The sequence below is a fragment of the Rhodococcus sp. MSC1_016 genome (assembly GCF_023667485.2).
Classification (GTDB): domain Bacteria; phylum Actinomycetota; class Actinomycetes; order Mycobacteriales; family Mycobacteriaceae; genus Rhodococcus_F; species Rhodococcus_F oxybenzonivorans.
The window spans coordinates 1,717,426-1,734,257 of the sequence record NZ_JAMOZI020000001.1 but is presented as its reverse complement, the minus strand read 5'-3'; the positions used below and the strand labels follow the sequence as shown (position 1 = coordinate 1,734,257).

Here is a 16,832-nt window from a genome sequence, read left to right as displayed (position 1 = left end):
GACACAACATTTCGTGTGATGCGGACCATATCGGACTTCGCCCCGATCGGACTTCCTCACCGAACTTCTTCGAGACAAGGAACGGGGAGACGGTGTACCCGGAAGAACGTCAGCAGGCAGTCACCACACTGATCTCGCAACGCGGCCGCATGTCGGTCGCGGATCTCTCCGACACCTTCGGCGTCACCACCGAGACGGTCCGGCGGGATCTCGCCCTGCTCGAGCGGCTGGGACACGTCCGACGCGTGCATGGTGGCGCGGTGCCCGCAGGATCTCTCACGGTCACCGAACCGGGCATGACGGAGCGGGACCACACCCGCGCCGAGCAGAAGGACCGGATCGCCAAGCGCGCGGCCTCGTTCCTGCCTCCCTCCGGGGGAAGTGTGCTGTTCGATGCGGGAACGACCACCGGCCGGATCATCCCGGAACTGCCGTCCGACGCCGACCTCACAGTGATCACGAACTCCGTGCCCATTGCCGCCCGGCTTGCCGGACTGAACTCGGTCACCCTTCATCTGCTCGGCGGCCGGGTGCGGGGTGTCACCCAGGCTGCAGTCGGCGAGGAGGCATTACGCATTCTCGACGTTCTTCGGGTGGACGTCGCATTCATCGGCACCAACGCCCTGAGCGTCGGCCACGGTCTGTCCACACCGGACACCGACGAGGCGGCGGTGAAGCGGGCCATGGTCCGATGCGCCAACCACGTCGTGGTGGTGGCCGACTCGTCCAAGGTGGGGCGCGAGCACCTGGTGAGTTTCGCACCCATCCACAGCGTCGACATTCTCGTCACCGATTCCGACATCAGCCCCGCAGACCGAGCCCATTTCCACGACCAGGGAATCGAGGTGGTGATCGCATGATCGTCACGCTGACCGCAAATCCGAGTATCGACCGCACCGTGACCCTCGGGGGACGGCTCGAACGCGGCTCCGTCCTTCGCGCTGTCGCCACCCATAACGATCCGGGTGGCAAGGGTGTCAACGTGGCGCGCGCCCTGACCTCCGCCGGCGTCGCCACGGTGGCGATCCTCCCCGCCAACGCCGGCGATCCGTTGCCGTCCACCCTCAGGGACAACAAAATCGAGCACGTCACCGTGGCCATGTCCGGCTCGGCCCGCACCAACATCACGATCACCGAACCCGACGGCACCACCACGAAGATCAACGAACCCGGTGTCCCGATGACGGCTCAGTCCCTCGCCGATCTGCACACCGCGCTTTCCGAGTTCGGTGCGCGTGCCGACTGGGTCGTGCTGGCTGGTTCCCTGCCGCCCGGTGTTCCGACCGACTGGTACGCCACGCTTGTCGAGTCGCTGCGCTCGGCGTCCTGCAAAGTGGCGGTCGACACCTCCGACGCGCCCCTGCTGGCCTTGGCGGAACGCTTTCCCGCTGCCGCACCGGACCTCGTCAAACCGAACAGCGAGGAACTCGCCCAGCTCACCGGCTACGACGGTCGTCTACTCGAAGAGGCCGCGCTGCAGGGCGATCCGACTGCGGCCGCCCACGCAGGAAGGCTGCTCCTCGATCGCGGCGTCGAGACGGTACTCGTCACCCTGGGAGCGGCCGGTGCCGTTCTGGTGACGAACGACGGTTCCTGGTGGGCGACGCCGCCACCCATCGTCGCGCGAAGCACCGTCGGGGCCGGCGATTCCTCGCTGGCCGGCTACCTGGCGGCGCACGTCGCCGGTGCAGCCCCTCCGGAGTGCCTACGATCCGCCGTCGCCTACGGCAGCGCGGCGGCGGCCCTCCCCGGTACCACCCTGCCGAGTCCCGAACACGTGCACAGGGACGCCGTCACTGTGACCGCCCTCACCTCCCCCGCCCCCGATCCGGCCTGACCCGAAGGACACCCCATGTCTCACTCCACTCCCGACCGCGATTCGGGGCCGCAGATCATCAGCGAAGATCTGATCTCCCTGGATTCCGACCTCGGAGTATCCAAGGAGGACGTGATATCCGCGCTCTCCACCCGGTTGGCCGATGCCGGCCGGGCCACCGATTCGGACGCTCTTCGCGACGCCGCGCTGGCACGCGAATCACAATCCGCGACAGGCCTTCCCGGTGGAATCGCCATTCCCCACTGCCGAGCGGAGGCCGTGTCGGCTGCCTCCCTCGGCTTCGCCCGGCTCGCACCCAAGGTCGACTTCGGCGCCCCCGACGGCCCCGCCGACCTGGTGTTCCTCATCGCCGCCCCGGAGGGCGCCGGCGCCGAGCACATGAAGTTGCTGTCCTCACTCGCCCGGGCGCTGGTGCGTCCCGACTTCGTCGGTGCACTGCGCGAGGCGTCCACCCCGGCCGACGTGGTCACCCTCGTCCAGGACGTGCTGTCCCCGGCGCCGGCCACTGCCGCGGCCTCGACACCCGCGCCGACACCGACCGCGGCGCGGACCCCCGCTGCCGCCACACCCGAACGGGCCGCCGCCACACCCGAACGGGCCGCCGAGGAGGCGTCCCGCCACATCGTCGCGGTCACTGCGTGCCCCACCGGAATCGCGCATACCTACATGGCCGCCGACTCCCTCGTCGCCGCCGGTGAGCGCGCGGGGGTGAAGGTGCACGTGGAAACCCAGGGTTCGAGTGGCAGCACTCCACTGGCCCCCGGTCTGATCGCCGGCGCCTCCGCTGTCATTTTCGCCACGGATGTCGGCGTGAAAGGCAAGGAGCGGTTCGCGGGCAAGCCCGTGGTCGCCTCCGGCGTCAAGCGCGCAATCAACGAGCCCGATGTCATGATCACCGAGGCTCTGCGCGCAGGGATGAACCCGTCGGCCGCGACGGTGGGGGGCAGCGCATCCGCCGAGCCCGCGGAACCCGCCGGCTCGATCGGCTGGGGCACCCATCTACGTCAGGTCCTGCTGACCGGTGTCAGCTACATGATCCCCTTCGTCGCCGCGGGCGGCCTGCTGATCGCCCTCGGTTTCCTGCTCGGCGGGTACGAAATCTCCGGACCCGCCGAGGACATCGTCCTGAACAACTCCCTCGGCAGCCTGCCCGAGGGCGGTCTCACCACCTATCTGGGTGCAGTGCTGTTCCAGCTCGGTTCGCTGGCTTTCAGCTTCCTCGTTCCGGCCTTGGCCGGTTACATCGCCTTCGCGATAGCCGACCGACCCGGCATCGCACCCGGTTTCACCGCCGGCGCGGTAGCAGTATTCGTCGGAGCCGGCTTCATCGGTGGCCTGGTCGGTGGGCTCATCGCGGGTGTCGTCGCCCTGTGGATCAGCCGGATCGCCGTTCCTCAGTGGTTACGCGGCCTCATGCCGGTGGTCATCATTCCGCTCTTCGCGACCCTCATCGTGGGTGCGCTGATGTTCCTGGTGCTCGGCCGTCCCCTCGCCGCCATCACGTCCGGCCTGACCAATTGGCTCAACGGGCTGTCCGGTAGTTCGGTCATCTTCCTCGGCATCATCCTCGGACTGATGATGTGCTTCGACCTCGGTGGTCCGGTGAACAAGGCCGCCTATGCCTTCGCGGTGGCAGGACTCAACGTCAACGATCCCGCCTCACTCCGCATCATGGCGGCCGTCATGGCGGCCGGAATGGTTCCGCCGCTGGCCATGGCACTCGCCTCCACCGTTCTGCGGCCGAGCTTGTTCAGTGAGGCGGAACGGGAGAACGGTAAGGCCGCCTGGCTCCTGGGTTCGGCGTTCATCTCCGAGGGCGCCATCCCGTTCGCCGCCGCCGATCCCCTACGCGTGATCCCGTCGATGATGGCCGGGGGCGCTGTCACGGGCGGCCTGATCATGGCGTTCGACGTGACCCTGAGCGCACCCCACGGCGGCATCTTCGTGTTCTTCGCCATCGGCAACCTGCTGTGGTTCCTGGTCGCCCTGGCCGCCGGCGTGGTCGTCGCCGCTCTCTGTGTCGTCGGAGCCAAAGAATTCATCAAACCCGGCGCGTCCGACGCCGAACTCGACCCCGACGTTGCGACAGTCGCAGCATAGGAAATACCACCGCGAGACAACCCGAACAGACCAAGGAGAGATCCATGCCCAGCACCACAGTCGCCGTTGGTTCGTCCATCGGACTGCACGCCCGCCCCGCCGCCGTCATCGCCGAAGCGGTGGCCGCTGCCGGAGTCCCCGTCACCCTCTCGGTCGCGGACGGCGAACCGGTCGATGCCGGCTCCGCACTCCTCATCATGACGCTCGGCGCCACCAAGGGCACCGATGTGACAGTGACCAGCGACGATGCGGATGCCGTCGAGAAAGTGGCTCAACTGGTGGCGGCAGATCTCGACGCATAGGACACACGAAGCCGCCTCATTCCGCGTCCGGAGCCCTGCACGCGCCACCACACCCGGCCAGGCAGGGCCCCGTTCGCGTTGCTACCCCGCGCCGCCGGTTTCGACAGCGGTCAGTCTCCGCTGCAGATGCAGGCGTTCGGGTTCCGTGCCGACGAGGGCGAGCGCCTCCCGGTACGCCGCCGCGGCCTCGGAAAACCGACCGAGGCGGCGCAGCAGCTCACCCCGGGTGGCCGGGTAGGGGCAATAGCCGCGCAGCCGAGGCTCGTGGTCCAGCTCCTCCACCAACGCCAATCCTGCTTCGGCTCCGTCGCGCATCGCCACCGCGGCCGCCCGGTTGAGGGCCACCACCGGCGACGGTGCTATCGCGAACAGGACGTCGTACAGCGCCACGACCTGCGGCCAATCGGTGGTCGCCACATCCGCCGCCTCGTCGTGAAGTGCAGCGATCGCCGCCTGCACTCCGTAAGGCCCGGGCGGGCCACCGGTCAGCGCGGTCAGCACCAGCGCGCTGCCCTCCTCGATCGACGCGCGCTCCCAGCGTCCGCGGTCCTGGTCCTCGAGCAGCACGATTTCTCCATCCGGGCCAGTTCGGGCCGCGCGCCGAGCATGAATCAACAGCATCAGTCCGAGGAGCCCGGCGACCTCTCGTTCGGCGGGCAACAACCTACGAAGGATCCGCCCCAGCCGGATCGCTTCCTCGGCGAGATCGAGCCGTTGCAGGTCCGGGCCCGAACTCGCTGCGTAACCCTCGGTGAAGATCGAATAGATGACCTGAAGCACTCCCGGTAGGCGTTCCGGGAGCTCGTCGGCGCCGGGAACACGGAACGGAATCCGAGCGTCACGAATCTTCTTCTTCGCCCGCACGATCCGCTGGGCCATCGTCGCGGTCGGAACGAGGTATGCCCGCGCAACCTCCGGCGTCGTCAGGCCGGCGAGGCAACGCAGCGTCAGGGCACCCCGATCTTCGGCGGGAAGAGCCGGATGGGCGCAGGTGAAGAAGAGCTGCAGCCGCTCGTCCGGCAGGTCGCTGCCGACCTCCACGGGTGCGACGGGATCCGCCCGATCAGCCTCGACTTGGAGGACGGCGAGCCGGGCGGCATAGGACTTGTCGCGCCGCAACCGGTCGACCGCCCGTCGCCGCGCCGTGGTCAGAAGCCACGCCCCCGGCTTGGCAGGCACACCTTGCACCGGCCAATGAACGAGCGCGGCCTCGATCGCTTCGGAAGACACCTCTTCGGCCAGGTCGAGATCGCCGAAGCGACGGACGAGCGACGCCAGCAACCGACCGCGTTCCTCGCGGAACACAGACTCGACTGTCCGTTCGATCCCAGGCGTCCCCTCGTCCCTCACGGTCAGGCCCCGAAGTCCGCGATCGGCCGCACCACTACGGAACCACCCCCGCGTGCGCCGGGACAGCGGGCCGCCCAATCGAGTGCGACGTCGAGGTCCGGCACGTCGATGACATAGAAGCCGCCCAACACCTCGCGGGTCTCGGCGAAGGGCCCGTCCGTGGTGATCGACCGGTCGCCGTCGGGCCCGACGCGCACCGTCGTAGCGGTGGTCAGGTCGGCCAGCGACTCGCTCGCGACCACGATGCCTGCCTCGGTGACCTGCTTGTCGTAGACCATCCAGTCTTCGACGGTGCACTGGGAGGTCGCATCCGCCGAAGCGGCGTTGATCAGCATCATGTATTTCATGTTCGACTCCTCTTGTCGTTCCGGCACGGTTGCCGTACACCATGACGACGAACGGGACGCAGCAGAATCGACACGCCCTTCAGAACATTGTTGCGATCGGGGCTGTTTTGGGCGACCGGCCCTCACGCCGCACCTATTCAGCGGGGGCGCCGAAGGCACGCGTAGGCCACGACCGCGATGAGCCCGCACAACGCGACTGCCCCCACTCCGATTGACAGCCCGGCGGAGGAACTCTTCTCCTCATCGGACACCGCTTCGGAAGAGGCGTGACCCTGCGCCATCGCCACCGCCCCTCGGAGCACCTGAACCGGGGGTATGGGACCGTCCCGCGCCTCGGAGGCAATGAGAAGATCCCCGTCCTCGGTAAACGCCACCGCCTCACCTTGCGGCTGCGCAGGCAGGTGCACCCGGACGGTGGGACCCGCGGCCAAAGCCGCCGCGACATCACCGTCCGGGGCGGCGAACAGGAACACGTCGGAGTAACTGCGCACCGCCGCAACGGTTCCGTCCGCGGATACCGCACCTCCGGTGAGCATGGTGGAATACACCGCCGGGGCCGTGGTGCCTGCGCCCGTGGTCGCACTGCCGGCCCCGTTCGGTTCCGCGACGTCGAGTGACCCCACCCTCTCGAGCGGGGTCGGCCCGGGACTGGCCAAGGCGTCGACAGAAAGTCCTCCCGCAGGCCGGTACACGATGCCCGGCCCGAAGACCTCCTTCGTCACGATCAGCGGTGTGCCGTCACGCTGGACCAGCACCGTCTCGGCGTCGTGGGGGCCATCCGGATACGTGAGCCGGTGCAATTTCCCCGCCCCGGTCGCGCGGTCCATTCCGATCAGCGCGACCGTCTCCCGCTTGCGACCGTTGTCGCCGATGTCGGCCAGCCACAGACGCCCGTCCGGGCCGGTTGCCAGATCCTCGACGTCGTAGGGATCGACGGGCACCGACAGCCAGCCGGTGACGCCGCAGGAGCCGTCCAGGTCCGCGACAGCACGATCGGAGCCGCTGTCACCGACCGCGTAGGACCGGCCCCCCACCGACACCAGCCCGGACAACTCGTCGAGCGACGCTTCGTCGGGGATCGATCCCGGATCGACTGTGTGCGGGGTGCAGAACGGTTCGAAGTCGGACGCTTCCACGGTGATCTGATCACCCAGGATCGGCTGCGCCGAACCCGTCCCGGTAGTCACCAGGGGTGCACAGAGGGCCACGACTGCGACCGCTCCCGCAGTCAACCACCGGGACCGCTCAGGCACTGCCGGCGTACTGCAGCAGCGCCGACGCCAGGGCCTGCGGCACACGCGCGTGGATCAACGTGCCGTCCTCCTCGTGCGAGGATTCGAGGATCTGTCCGTCGGAGTGGATCCGGGCCATGAGATCGCCCCGCGAATACGGGAGACGCACGTTGACCTCGATCTCGGGTCTGAGCAGCACCTCGTCGAGCTGTGTCCGCAGTTCGGCGATTCCCTCACCCGTGCGGGCGGAGACGAACGCCGCACCGGGCAACAGTCCGCGGAGCTGGGTCAACGTGACCGGATCGGCTGCGTCGATCTTGTTCACCACGATGAGTTCGGGCGGCGCCGGCGCGTCGTTCTCCCGGATCACCTCGGTGATCACGGCATGGACTGCGCGGATCTGATCGAGCGGCAACGGGTCGGCCCCGTCCACCACGTGCAGCAGAAGATCCGCATCCGTCACCTCCTCGAGTGTGGACCGGAAGGCCTCGATCAACTGCGTGGGCAGGTGCCGCACGAAACCGACGGTGTCGGTGAGGATGTACTCGCGGCCGTCGTCGAGCGCAGCCCGACGGGTGGTCGGGTCGAGGGTGGCGAACAGGGCGTTCTGCACGAGCACCCCGGAGCCGGTGAGCGCGTTGAGCAAACTCGACTTTCCGGCGTTGGTGTAACCGACGATGGCGATCGACGGCACCTCACTGCGCAGGCGCCGGGTGCGCTTGGTGTCGCGGGCGGCCTTCATACCCTTGATCTCGCGCCGCAGCTTCGCCATCCGCTCACGGATGCGACGCCGGTCGGTCTCGATCTTGGTCTCACCCGGTCCGCGCAGACCCACACCACCGTTGCTGCCGGCGCGACCACCGGCCTGCCGGGACATGGACTCACCCCAGCCGCGCAGACGCGGCAACATGTATTCCATTTGGGCCAGCGCCACCTGGGCCTTGCCCTCTCGGGATGTGGCGTGCTGGGCGAAGATGTCGAGGATCAGGGCCGTCCTGTCGATGACCTTGACCTTGACGACCTTCTCCAGTGCGGTGAGCTGCGCAGGAGTGAGTTCACCGTCGCAGATGACGGTGTCCGCCCCGGTGGACAAGACGACCTCGCGCAGCTCCTGCGCTTTACCCGAGCCGATGTAGGTGGCGGCATCAGGCTTGTCCCGCCGCTGCACGAGGCCTTCGAGGACCTCGGATCCCGCGGTCTCGGCGAGAGCGGCCAGTTCGGCCATGCTCGACTCGGCCTGCGCTGCGGTGCCCTGAGTCCAGACACCGACCAGGACCACGCGTTCGAGTCGGAGTTGTCGGTACTCGACCTCGGTAACGTCGGTGAGTTCGGTGGACAGGCCGGCAACTCGGCGCAGCGCGCTGCGATCCTCGAGTTGCATCTCGCCGACCGAGGGCCGCCCATCGTCGTGGGCGAACTCACCGGAGTCCGAGATCGGCGATTCTTCTGTGCGATGTGATTTCGTCATACACCCTCATGATCCCACGGAATGTCGAGGGTGCGCACGTCCATTTCGCGCAGGGCGATCAGGTGAGCGCGTTCCACCACGAATCGTCGACAGTGCCCGACGCCACCAGGACGGACGGCCCGCGTAGGGTCGCCCGTCCGTTGGACAGCGAAACAGTGACCTGACCACCGGGAATGCGGACGATGACTTCCCCCGAGTCGGCGCCCTCGTGACGCAAAGCAGCTGTTGCCGCGGCGACCGTTCCGGTCCCGCAGGAGCGTGTCTCCCCGACCCCACGCTCGTGGACCCGCATGTCGACTGCACCCGAATCGATGCGGGTGAGGATCTCGACGTTGACGCCGTGCGGGAAGAAGCCGGGGTCGAAACCGGGCGCGGCGGTCAGGTCGAGCGCGGAGAGTGATGCGGCGGTGAGGTGGGGGTCGACGCACGCCAGATGCGGATTTCCGACGTCGATGCCGATTCCGTTGAACACTTTGCCGTCGAGGGTGGCAGCGCTCGATCCGAGGTCGCGAACCTTTCCCATGTCGACGGTCACCTCACCGAGCGGACCCGCGGCCGAGTGGACGACGACAGGCTTACCCCCGGCACGGCTCCCGACCACGAACTCGTCGCGTGTCTCGAGTCCGGCGGACAGAAGGTAGTGGGCGAAAACCCGGACGCCGTTGCCACACATCTCGGCGAGAGAACCGTCCGCGTTGCGGTAGTCCATGAACCAGTCGTCGGCGGACGTTCCGTCGGGCAGGTCGGCGAGGACACCGGCCTCGGCGAGCGCGCCCGCCTTGGCGACCCGCAGGACGCCGTCGGCGCCGAGTCCGCGCCGGCGATCGCACAGCGCCTTCACCCGCGGCACCGTCAGGTCGAGGCGCACGTCGAGATCGGGAAGGACGACGAAGTCGTTCTCGGTTCCGTGCCCCTTGCTGAAGTCCATGGGTCCCACCTTATCCAACCGGGGTGCGCGCCCACCCGGACCGCGCTTGTCCGCGGCCGCTCATCGTCGCTGCCGGGCGATTTCATAGAGAGCCACGGCACCGGCCGACGGTGCACCGAGCGAACTGGCGGCGCCGCCGATGGGAATGTTGACCACGGTGTCGCAGGCCGCTCGCCACGCGGCGCTCATGCCGCGAGTCTCGTTGCCGATCACCAGAAGTGTGCCTCCGGTGAAGTCGTGGGCGTCGATCGTGACGGAACCTGTCTCATCCGTTCCCACGATGTGCAGATCGGTGCCGGCCGCTCGACGTGCGTCCCGGAAGGCGAGGATGTCGTCGACCGAGGACACGGTGACGACCGGCATCGCGAAGAGCGAACCGGTGGAGGCGCGCACGCTCTGCGGGTCGAACGGGTCGGCGCCGTGGCCCACCACGACGACCGCGTCGGCACCGAATGCGTTGGCGGAGCGGACAAGGGTGCCGAGGTTGCCCGGCGAGCTCGGCCGGTCGAAGACCACGATCAGCGGACTCGCCTGCAGCTGCAGATCTTTCAGTCGCGGTGCGCGGATCTTCGCCACGGCGATCAGTTCCGGGGCGGTGTCGGCCTTCTCGCCCAACTCCCCCATCAGTTCGGCACTGACACCGATCTGTTCGATCGACCGGGCGCCGCGTACGTCGCGGGCCCACTCCGACAGGGGTGGGCCGTCGACGCGGTACAGCAGCGATTCGATCGGCCACTCGTAGTCGAGCGCCAGCGTGAGGGGGCGCACACCCTGAATCAGGAAGCGCCCCGCTTTCGAGCGTTTGCTGCGGTTGGTGAGGTAGGACTGCCACTGCTGGAATCGGGCATTGCGAGCGGTGACCAGGAGATTCGAGGTCGGGCGGTTCCGTCCGGACGGCGTGCGGCTCATCGTTCTCCCGGTGTCGGCGGTTGTTGCAGCATTCGGACGGTCGTGTCGGCGAGGTGTGGATCGCTGCCGTCGACCCAGCGGATACGCGTGTCCCGGCGGAACCACGACCGCTGACGGCGCACATAGCGACGAGTCCCGATGAACGTGCGCTCCCGGGCCTCGTCCAAGTCGTATTCCCCGTCGATCCACGCGAGTACCTGCGCGTAGCCGATGGCGCGCGGTGCGGTCACCCCTTCCCGCAGGCCCACGTCGATCAGACCGCGCACCTCCTCCACGAGACCGCGATCGAACATCAGCTCGGTCCGGAGTCCGATGCGTTTATCGAGCTCCGCGGTCTCCCTGTCGACACCGACAATGCGTGTGCCCCAGCGTGGTTCACCGATGCGGGGCGCAGACGCCGCGAACGGCCGACCGGTGATCTCCACGACCTCGAGGGCCCGCACCAGACGTCTGCCGTCGGTCGGAAGGATGGATGCGGCGGCATCAGGATCCACCCGGCTCAGCTCCGCATGTACTGCGGCGACACCGTGCTCGGCGAGGACGGCTTCCCACCGGGCGCGCACCGAAGGATCGGTGGCCGGGAAGCTCCACTCGTCGAGCAGGGACTGCACATACATCATCGATCCGCCGACGATGATGGGGACGACGCCGCGCGCCGTGATCGCCTCCACGTCACGGACCGCAGCCCGTTGGTAGTTCGCCACCGTGGCGGTCTCGGTCACGTCGAGCACGTCGAGTTGGTGGTGCACGATGCCGCGTCGCTCGTCGGGTGCCAGTTTCGCGGTCCCGATGTCCATGCCGCGATAGAGCTGCATCGCGTCGATGTTGACGATCTCCCCGCCCCACCGTTCGGCAAGGTCGAGGGCAAGCTCCGATTTCCCGGTGGCCGTGGGCCCGACGACCGCCACTGGAACCGGCGACGTCATGGACGCCACTCCCCCACGTGGTACGCCACTCCGTACGGCGCCGCGCTGTAGAGCGTCCGGCAGGAGGAAGGGGGCGCGTCGAACACGCCGGCGAGCACCTGCCACGGAACCCGTCCACCGAGCCCCAGTTGGTTGCACAGCCCCGGTTCGAGGGCGAGAAGAGCATCGCGGTCGCCTGATTCCAGCGCCGCATCGACTCGGGCCTGTACGCCCTCCGCTCGCGGGTCGAACGCACCCGGCGCCTTCGCGGTAAGGGTGTTGGCCCCGTCTGCGACAATCACGAGGCCACGGGGCTCGTCATCTCGGTCGAGGAAGTCCCGCAGTGCCGCGCCGTACTCGGCGCACCGCTCGACCGGCAGGTCGGCGGCTAATATGCGGGCGTCGACCACCGCGTCCGGCGCCCAGGTTCCGCGTATCCATCCGGCTGTCAGTGCCGCGAGCGGTAGCTCCGGGTCCGGATTCTCGGCGTGTCCGGGCCGCAGCGTGATCCGAATGTCGACCCCGTAGCCCAGGTACGTGCCCTGCGCCTCGGAAGGCACATCGACGGTGGTGGCGCCCGCACCTACCGCAACCCACTCGGAGGAGAGCGCCGACAACGCCTTGGCGGCCACCGCCACCGCGTCCCTCAACGATGCCGTCTCTGCTGCCGCTGCGCCCGCCAGTTCAGGGACCAGAAGCGGCGGTGAGGGCACGAGAATTGCGGCGGTGAACACACGCGTCACGCTAGTCGACCGCCCGAACGGACCCGACATCCGATTCGGCGCCTGCACTCGTTCGGTACCAACGGTGCCAGTCTGACCTGATTCAATAGTCCCCAGAGCCCGTACCGGGTTCAATGGAACCAGCCCTGCCGGGTCGGTATGGAGCCGGTAATGCGTTCAGGCAGCCGTGACGCGCGGCAGAGATGAGGAAGCGATGACCGACAGTAGCGACGCACAGCCCGCCGTGGAGCCTGCCGCCGAGCAGCACGACACGCCGAAGCCGAGTGTCCCTAAACCGGGCGGCGCCGCGAAACCGGGTGCACCCAAACCGGGCCCCACGCCGAAGCATGCACTCTCCGCCCCCGCCGTCGCGGCCCCGCCCGGGAGCGACCCCAGCAAGTTCGGCCGGGTGGACGACGACGGCACCGCGTGGGTCAAGACCGCCGACGGTGAACGGCAGATCGGTTCGTGGCAGGCCGGTGACGCTGCCGAGGGGCTGGCCCATTTCGGTCGGCGATTCGACGACCTCGCCACCGAGGTGGCCCTCCTCGAGGCCCGGCTCAACTCCGGAGCCGGAGACGCGAAGAAGACCAAGGCCGCGGCGATCGCCCTAGCCGAATCGTTGCCGACGGCAGCGGTGATCGGTGACATCGAATCGCTCGCTGCCCGACTCGATGCCGTCATCGCCGGCTCGGACGAAGCCGCCGCGCACGCGAAACACGAGAAGGAAAAGTCGCGGCAGGCACATACCGAACGCAAGGAGGAGCTGGCCGCCGAGGCCGAGCGGATCGGCGCGGAATCCACACAGTGGAAGGCCGCGGGTGATCGCCTCCGCGAAATCCTGGAAGAGTGGAAAACCATTCGCGGAATCGACCGGAAGGTCGACGATGCGCTGTGGAAGCGTTACTCCAAGGCGCGCGAGGCATTCAACCGACGCCGCGGCGCGCACTTCGCCGAGCTCGATCGCGAACGGGCGGCGGCGAAGACGAAGAAGGAAGAGCTCGTCGCCCGCGCCGAGGCCCTTGCCGACTCCACCGATTGGGGACCCACCGCCGGGGCGTTCCGTGATCTTCTCGCCGAATGGAAGGCCGCCGGCCGCGCTCCCCGCGAAGCCGATGACGCACTGTGGAAGCGGTTCAAGGGCGCTCAGGACATGTTCTTCGCCGCGCGCAACGCCGCCTCCTCCGAACGCGACGCCGAGTTCGAGGAGAATGCGGTCGCGAAGGAGGAGCTGCTGAAGTCCGCCGGACACATCGATCCCACCAAGGACATCGACGCTGCCCGAGCCGCGCTACGCGACTTGCAAGAGAAGTGGGATGCCATCGGCAAGGTGCCCCGCGAGCGGATGCACGACCTCGAGGGCAAGTTGCGGGCCATCGAGAAGCGCGTGCGCGACGCCGCCGACGAACAGTGGCGCCGCACCGATCCCGAGGCTCTCGCCCGGGCAGCGCAGTTCCGCGAACGCGTCAGCCAGTTCGAGGAACAGGCCGCCAAGGCGACCGCGGCGGGCAAGACCAAGGACGCCGAAAGTGCTCTCGCTCAGGCGCAGCAGTGGCGTGAATGGGCCGAGGCCGCGGAAGGCGCCGTCAGCGGACAGTAAGTCGCGAGAACGGCGTCTTCAGACGTTCCAGTCGCCGCGTCGCTCCGCTTCGGCGGCAGCGGCGCGGCGTTCCTCTTCTGCGGCCAGCTGCAACGCCGTCCTGCTCCACACGACTTTCAGCCAGTGGAAGGTCAGCACGATCACGGTCAGCCAGCCGATGATCAGGCCGATACCCGGACCCGCCGCCTCGACACCCGGCGCCGGAGTCTGTCGGGTCCAGATGGCGAGCATCCCGAAGACGATCGACACGGCCGTTCCCGCGAGCGCAACCCAGGCCAGTGCCCAACGGCGCGTGATCAGCGCCAGCATCGACGCGACGACGCCGAACACCACTTCGAACCAGACGAACAGTCGCGACGGCAAAGTGATGACTTCTGCGCGGGCATCGTCCCCGTAGACCAACACCTCCCAGCCGTTCGCGACACCGGAATGCGGCAAGGTCAGGGACCCCAGCAGAATAACGACAGCGATCGCGACGACCAGCGCCCGCACTCCCGGGTCGATCTCACCGGCGACCTTCTTCTCGGCCGCGTCGAAATCTTTCAGATAGCTCTCGATCGGATCGCCCTCGCCGCTCGGACCGTTGTCCCCGCTGGTGCGATCGTCGTCGTGCGAGGAGGTCATGCGCTGCATCCCATCTGAGCGGGTAGTGGTGCCGGTGCACCGATCTGCGGGAGTCCGAGCCCGACACCGATAGGCGGAGTCTTGGGGGTGACGCCCTTCTCGAAGGAGTCACCGGCGCGGGTGCGACGGTGGGTGAGGACCGGGGTGTCGGCGACCAAGTGGTGCGGGGCCGCCGCGCTCACCACAAGGGTGACGACATCGCCGGGCCGGATGTTGCCGTCGATGTTGCCCTCGGGACGGAAATGGACGAGCCTGCCGTCGCGGGCGCGTCCGCTCATCCGCAACGTTTCCGCGTTCTTGCGACCCTCACCGGCAGCGACGAGCAGTTCCACCTCGGCACCGACCAGCTTCTGATTCTCCTCGAGCGTGATCTCCTCCTGAAGTGCAATGAGACGCTCGTACCGTTCTTGAACGACGGCTTTGGGGAGCTGACCCTCCATGTCGGCGGCGGGCGTGCCCGGACGCTTGGAGTACTGGAAGGTGAAGGCACTGGTGAACCGGGCCTGGCGGACGACGTCGAGTGTGCCCTGGAAGTCTTCCTCGGTCTCACCGGGGAAACCGACGATGATGTCGGTGGTGATCGCCGCGTGCGGCATCGCAGTGCGGACCTTCTCGATGATGCCCAGAAACCGCGTCGTCCGGTACGAACGCCGCATCGCCTTCAGCACGCGGTCGGAGCCGGACTGCAGCGGCATGTGCAGTTGCGGGCAGACCGCCGGAGTCTCCGCCATGGCCTCGATGACGTCGTCGGTGAACTCGGCCGGGTGCGGCGACGTGAACCGGATCCGCTCGAGTCCGTCGATCTCGCCGCATGCGCGGAGCAGTGAGGCGAACGCCCCCCGATCGCGCGGCTGCTCCGGGTCGGCGAATGACACGCCATAGGCGTTGACGTTCTGGCCGAGGAGGGTCACTTCGAGGACGCCCTCGTTCACGAGAGCCTGAACCTCGGCAAGAATGTCGCCGGGCCTGCGGTCGACTTCCTTGCCACGCAGGGCGGGCACGATGCAGAACGTGCAGGTGTTGTTGCAGCCCACCGAGATGGACACCCACCCGGCATACGCCGACTCTCGCTTCGCGGGCAGCGTGGACGGGAACGCCTCGAGGGCGTCGAGGATCTCGACCTCGGCTCGCTGGTTGTGACGCGCACGGTCCAGCAGCGCAGGCAGCGACCCGATGTTGTGGGTTCCGAACACGACGTCCACCCACGGCGCCTTCTTCACGACGACATCGCGGTCCTTCTGGGCCAGGCAACCACCGACCGCGATCTGCATGTCGGGGTTCTTCTCCTTCGCAGGCGCGAGATGACTCAGATTGCCGTACAGCTTGTTGTCGGCGTTCTCGCGCACCGCGCACGTGTTGAACACCACGAGGTCGGGCGTCTGCCCGGTGGCCGCCTTGGTGTACCCGGCGTCCTCGAGCAGCCCCGACAGGCGCTCGGAGTCGTGCACGTTCATCTGGCAGCCGTAGGTGCGCACCTCGTAGCTGCGCTGAGAGTTCTGGTCGATCGTGTCCACGTTCCCAGGGTACGGGCCTCGACAAATCGCCTCGTCGGGGCCGCTGTGCACCACGACACACCGTCGGCACCCGGCAGTAAAGTTTCCGTGACATCCCGAGGATTCTCGGAGTAAATGTCGAGACTGCCGCTTCCACCACATAGGGTCTTCGACTATGACGCAAGCCGACGATGCGACGCCGACACCCCCGACGGGTACGGCCACGTCCATGATCTCGATGCAATCGGTGAACAAGCACTTCGGCGCCCTCCATGTTCTTCAGGACATCGACCTCGAAGTTCCGCGCGGGCAGGTCGTGATCGTCCTCGGGCCCTCGGGTTCCGGAAAGTCGACGCTCTGCCGCACCATCAACCGCCTCGAGCCGATCGACTCCGGGGTCATCGCAGTGGACGGCAAGGTCCTGCCCGCCGAGGGCAAGGCTCTGGCAGCGCTCCGCGCGGACGTGGGCATGGTGTTCCAATCCTTCAATCTGTTCGCCCACAAGACAATTCTCGAGAACGTGATGCTCGCTCCGATGAAGGTCCGGAAGAAGAGCACCGCGGATGCGAAGGCCACCGCTCGCCAACTGCTCGAACGGGTCGGTATTGCGAATCAGGCGGACAAGTACCCCGCTCAGCTGTCGGGTGGACAGCAGCAGCGCGTAGCAATAGCGCGTGCCCTCGCCATGAATCCGAAGGTGATGCTGTTCGACGAGCCGACCTCCGCACTCGACCCGGAAATGGTCAACGAGGTCCTCGACGTCATGACCTCGCTCGCCAAGGAAGGCATGACGATGCTCGTGGTCACCCACGAGATGGGGTTCGCCCGCAAGGCCGGTGATCGCGTCCTGTTCATGGCCGACGGCCAGATCGTCGAAGACTCCGATCCCAGCACCTTCTTCACCGCTCCGGAATCGGAGCGCGCGAAGGACTTTCTCGGCAAGATTCTCAGCCACTGATCCAGTCGAAGGCCGCGGGCGGTCATCCGCTCGCGGGCTTCGGTGGACTGCCCTGTC

At 67.6% G+C, this 16,832-nt stretch carries 16 protein-coding genes; 6 read left to right on the top strand and 10 right to left on the bottom strand.

The genetic code is table 11. The features are described 5' to 3' along the window. Nucleotides 1-92 precede the first annotated feature (92 nt). From L1080_RS08095 to L1080_RS08080, 4 genes are read left to right on the top strand one after another with little or no spacing between them, the layout of a single operon-like run. Nucleotides 93-860 carry a DeoR/GlpR family DNA-binding transcription regulator gene (locus L1080_RS08095; RefSeq protein WP_159926334.1) on the top strand — a complete coding sequence of 256 codons (768 nt, stop codon included), beginning with the start codon at nucleotides 93-95 and terminating at the stop codon, nucleotides 858-860. Beyond that, nucleotides 857-1,837: a 1-phosphofructokinase gene (pfkB, locus tag L1080_RS08090; RefSeq protein ID WP_159926333.1), complete on the top strand. Its 981-nt coding sequence runs from the start codon at nucleotides 857-859 to the stop codon at nucleotides 1,835-1,837. The genes L1080_RS08095 and pfkB overlap by 4 nt, the downstream gene beginning before the upstream one ends. 15 nt (nucleotides 1,838-1,852) lie before the next feature. After that, nucleotides 1,853-3,937 (top strand): PTS fructose transporter subunit IIABC, encoded by a 2,085-nt coding sequence (locus L1080_RS08085; protein WP_250763886.1) that lies wholly within the window; start codon nucleotides 1,853-1,855, stop codon nucleotides 3,935-3,937. A 44-nt stretch (nucleotides 3,938-3,981) separates the two neighbouring features. Further along, complete coding sequence (locus tag L1080_RS08080; protein WP_109330731.1) at nucleotides 3,982-4,239, top strand: HPr family phosphocarrier protein; 258 nt, start codon at nucleotides 3,982-3,984, stop codon at nucleotides 4,237-4,239. Between the two features lie 81 nt (nucleotides 4,240-4,320). On the opposite strand, the gene L1080_RS08075 is transcribed toward L1080_RS08080, so the two are convergent. The 8 genes from L1080_RS08075 to L1080_RS08040 form a co-directional block, all read right to left on the bottom strand. Continuing rightward, the gene (locus L1080_RS08075) at nucleotides 4,321-5,595 is read right to left on the bottom strand and encodes an RNA polymerase sigma factor (RefSeq protein ID WP_284707252.1); all 1,275 of its coding nucleotides are present in this window, start codon (nucleotides 5,593-5,595) and stop codon (nucleotides 4,321-4,323) included. Next, on the bottom strand, nucleotides 5,592-5,936 hold the full coding sequence (locus tag L1080_RS08070) for a YciI family protein (protein ID WP_159926331.1): 345 nt from the start codon (nucleotides 5,934-5,936) through the stop codon (nucleotides 5,592-5,594). The genes L1080_RS08075 and L1080_RS08070 overlap by 4 nt, the downstream gene beginning before the upstream one ends. A gap of 137 nt (nucleotides 5,937-6,073) precedes the next feature. Next, nucleotides 6,074-7,189: a hypothetical protein gene (locus tag L1080_RS08065; protein ID WP_250763891.1), complete on the bottom strand. Its 1,116-nt coding sequence runs from the start codon at nucleotides 7,187-7,189 to the stop codon at nucleotides 6,074-6,076. Continuing rightward, nucleotides 7,182-8,636 carry a GTPase HflX gene (gene hflX / locus L1080_RS08060; RefSeq protein ID WP_159926329.1) on the bottom strand — a complete coding sequence of 485 codons (1,455 nt, stop codon included), beginning with the start codon at nucleotides 8,634-8,636 and terminating at the stop codon, nucleotides 7,182-7,184. The genes L1080_RS08065 and hflX overlap by 8 nt, the downstream gene beginning before the upstream one ends. 58 nt (nucleotides 8,637-8,694) lie before the next feature. After that, entirely contained in the window at nucleotides 8,695-9,564 is an 870-nt protein-coding gene (gene dapF / locus L1080_RS08055) for a diaminopimelate epimerase (protein ID WP_250763901.1), read from the bottom strand. A gap of 60 nt (nucleotides 9,565-9,624) precedes the next feature. Further along, a complete protein-coding gene (locus L1080_RS08050) occupies nucleotides 9,625-10,473 on the bottom strand; it encodes a TrmH family RNA methyltransferase (RefSeq protein ID WP_250763904.1) in 849 nt (282 codons plus the stop codon). Next, nucleotides 10,470-11,399 carry a tRNA (adenosine(37)-N6)-dimethylallyltransferase MiaA gene (miaA, locus tag L1080_RS08045; RefSeq protein WP_250763910.1) on the bottom strand — a complete coding sequence of 310 codons (930 nt, stop codon included), beginning with the start codon at nucleotides 11,397-11,399 and terminating at the stop codon, nucleotides 10,470-10,472. Before miaA ends, L1080_RS08050 begins: the two co-directional genes overlap by 4 nt. After that, the gene (locus L1080_RS08040; protein WP_159926323.1) at nucleotides 11,396-12,112 is read right to left on the bottom strand and encodes a class III extradiol dioxygenase subunit B-like domain-containing protein; all 717 of its coding nucleotides are present in this window, start codon (nucleotides 12,110-12,112) and stop codon (nucleotides 11,396-11,398) included. Before L1080_RS08040 ends, miaA begins: the two co-directional genes overlap by 4 nt. 202 nt (nucleotides 12,113-12,314) lie before the next feature. Between L1080_RS08040 and L1080_RS08035 the strand changes: the two genes are divergently transcribed. Further along, on the top strand, nucleotides 12,315-13,700 hold the full coding sequence (locus tag L1080_RS08035; RefSeq protein WP_250763922.1) for a DUF349 domain-containing protein: 1,386 nt from the start codon (nucleotides 12,315-12,317) through the stop codon (nucleotides 13,698-13,700). Between the two features lie 18 nt (nucleotides 13,701-13,718). Here L1080_RS08035 and L1080_RS08030 read toward each other — a convergent pair whose 3' ends face one another. Then, the gene (locus tag L1080_RS08030) at nucleotides 13,719-14,324 is read right to left on the bottom strand and encodes an Rv2732c family membrane protein (protein WP_250763950.1); all 606 of its coding nucleotides are present in this window, start codon (nucleotides 14,322-14,324) and stop codon (nucleotides 13,719-13,721) included. Then, nucleotides 14,321-15,838 carry a tRNA (N6-isopentenyl adenosine(37)-C2)-methylthiotransferase MiaB gene (gene miaB, locus L1080_RS08025; protein ID WP_250763954.1) on the bottom strand — a complete coding sequence of 506 codons (1,518 nt, stop codon included), beginning with the start codon at nucleotides 15,836-15,838 and terminating at the stop codon, nucleotides 14,321-14,323. Before miaB ends, L1080_RS08030 begins: the two co-directional genes overlap by 4 nt. Nucleotides 15,839-16,046: 208 nt before the next feature. Here miaB and L1080_RS08020 point away from each other — a divergent pair, with 208 nt between their 5' ends. Then, nucleotides 16,047-16,775: an amino acid ABC transporter ATP-binding protein gene (locus tag L1080_RS08020; protein WP_109335165.1), complete on the top strand. Its 729-nt coding sequence runs from the start codon at nucleotides 16,047-16,049 to the stop codon at nucleotides 16,773-16,775. Nucleotides 16,776-16,832 lie beyond the last annotated feature (57 nt).

Coding starts and splice junctions, on each gene's coding strand:
- pfkB (WP_159926333.1), top strand. CDS start 857: ATGATCGTCACGCTGACCGCAAATCCGAGTATCGACCGCACCGTGACC.
- L1080_RS08085 (WP_250763886.1), top strand. CDS start 1,853: ATGTCTCACTCCACTCCCGACCGCGATTCGGGGCCGCAGATCATCAGC.
- L1080_RS08080 (WP_109330731.1), top strand. CDS start 3,982: ATGCCCAGCACCACAGTCGCCGTTGGTTCGTCCATCGGACTGCACGCC.
- L1080_RS08070 (WP_159926331.1), bottom strand. CDS start 5,936: ATGAAATACATGATGCTGATCAACGCCGCTTCGGCGGATGCGACCTCC.
- hflX (WP_159926329.1), bottom strand. CDS start 8,636: ATGACGAAATCACATCGCACAGAAGAATCGCCGATCTCGGACTCCGGT.
- dapF (WP_250763901.1), bottom strand. CDS start 9,564: ATGGACTTCAGCAAGGGGCACGGAACCGAGAACGACTTCGTCGTCCTT.
- L1080_RS08050 (WP_250763904.1), bottom strand. CDS start 10,473: ATGAGCCGCACGCCGTCCGGACGGAACCGCCCGACCTCGAATCTCCTG.
- miaA (WP_250763910.1), bottom strand. CDS start 11,399: ATGACGTCGCCGGTTCCAGTGGCGGTCGTCGGGCCCACGGCCACCGGG.
- L1080_RS08035 (WP_250763922.1), top strand. CDS start 12,315: ATGACCGACAGTAGCGACGCACAGCCCGCCGTGGAGCCTGCCGCCGAG.
- L1080_RS08030 (WP_250763950.1), bottom strand. CDS start 14,324: ATGACCTCCTCGCACGACGACGATCGCACCAGCGGGGACAACGGTCCG.
- L1080_RS08020 (WP_109335165.1), top strand. CDS start 16,047: ATGATCTCGATGCAATCGGTGAACAAGCACTTCGGCGCCCTCCATGTT.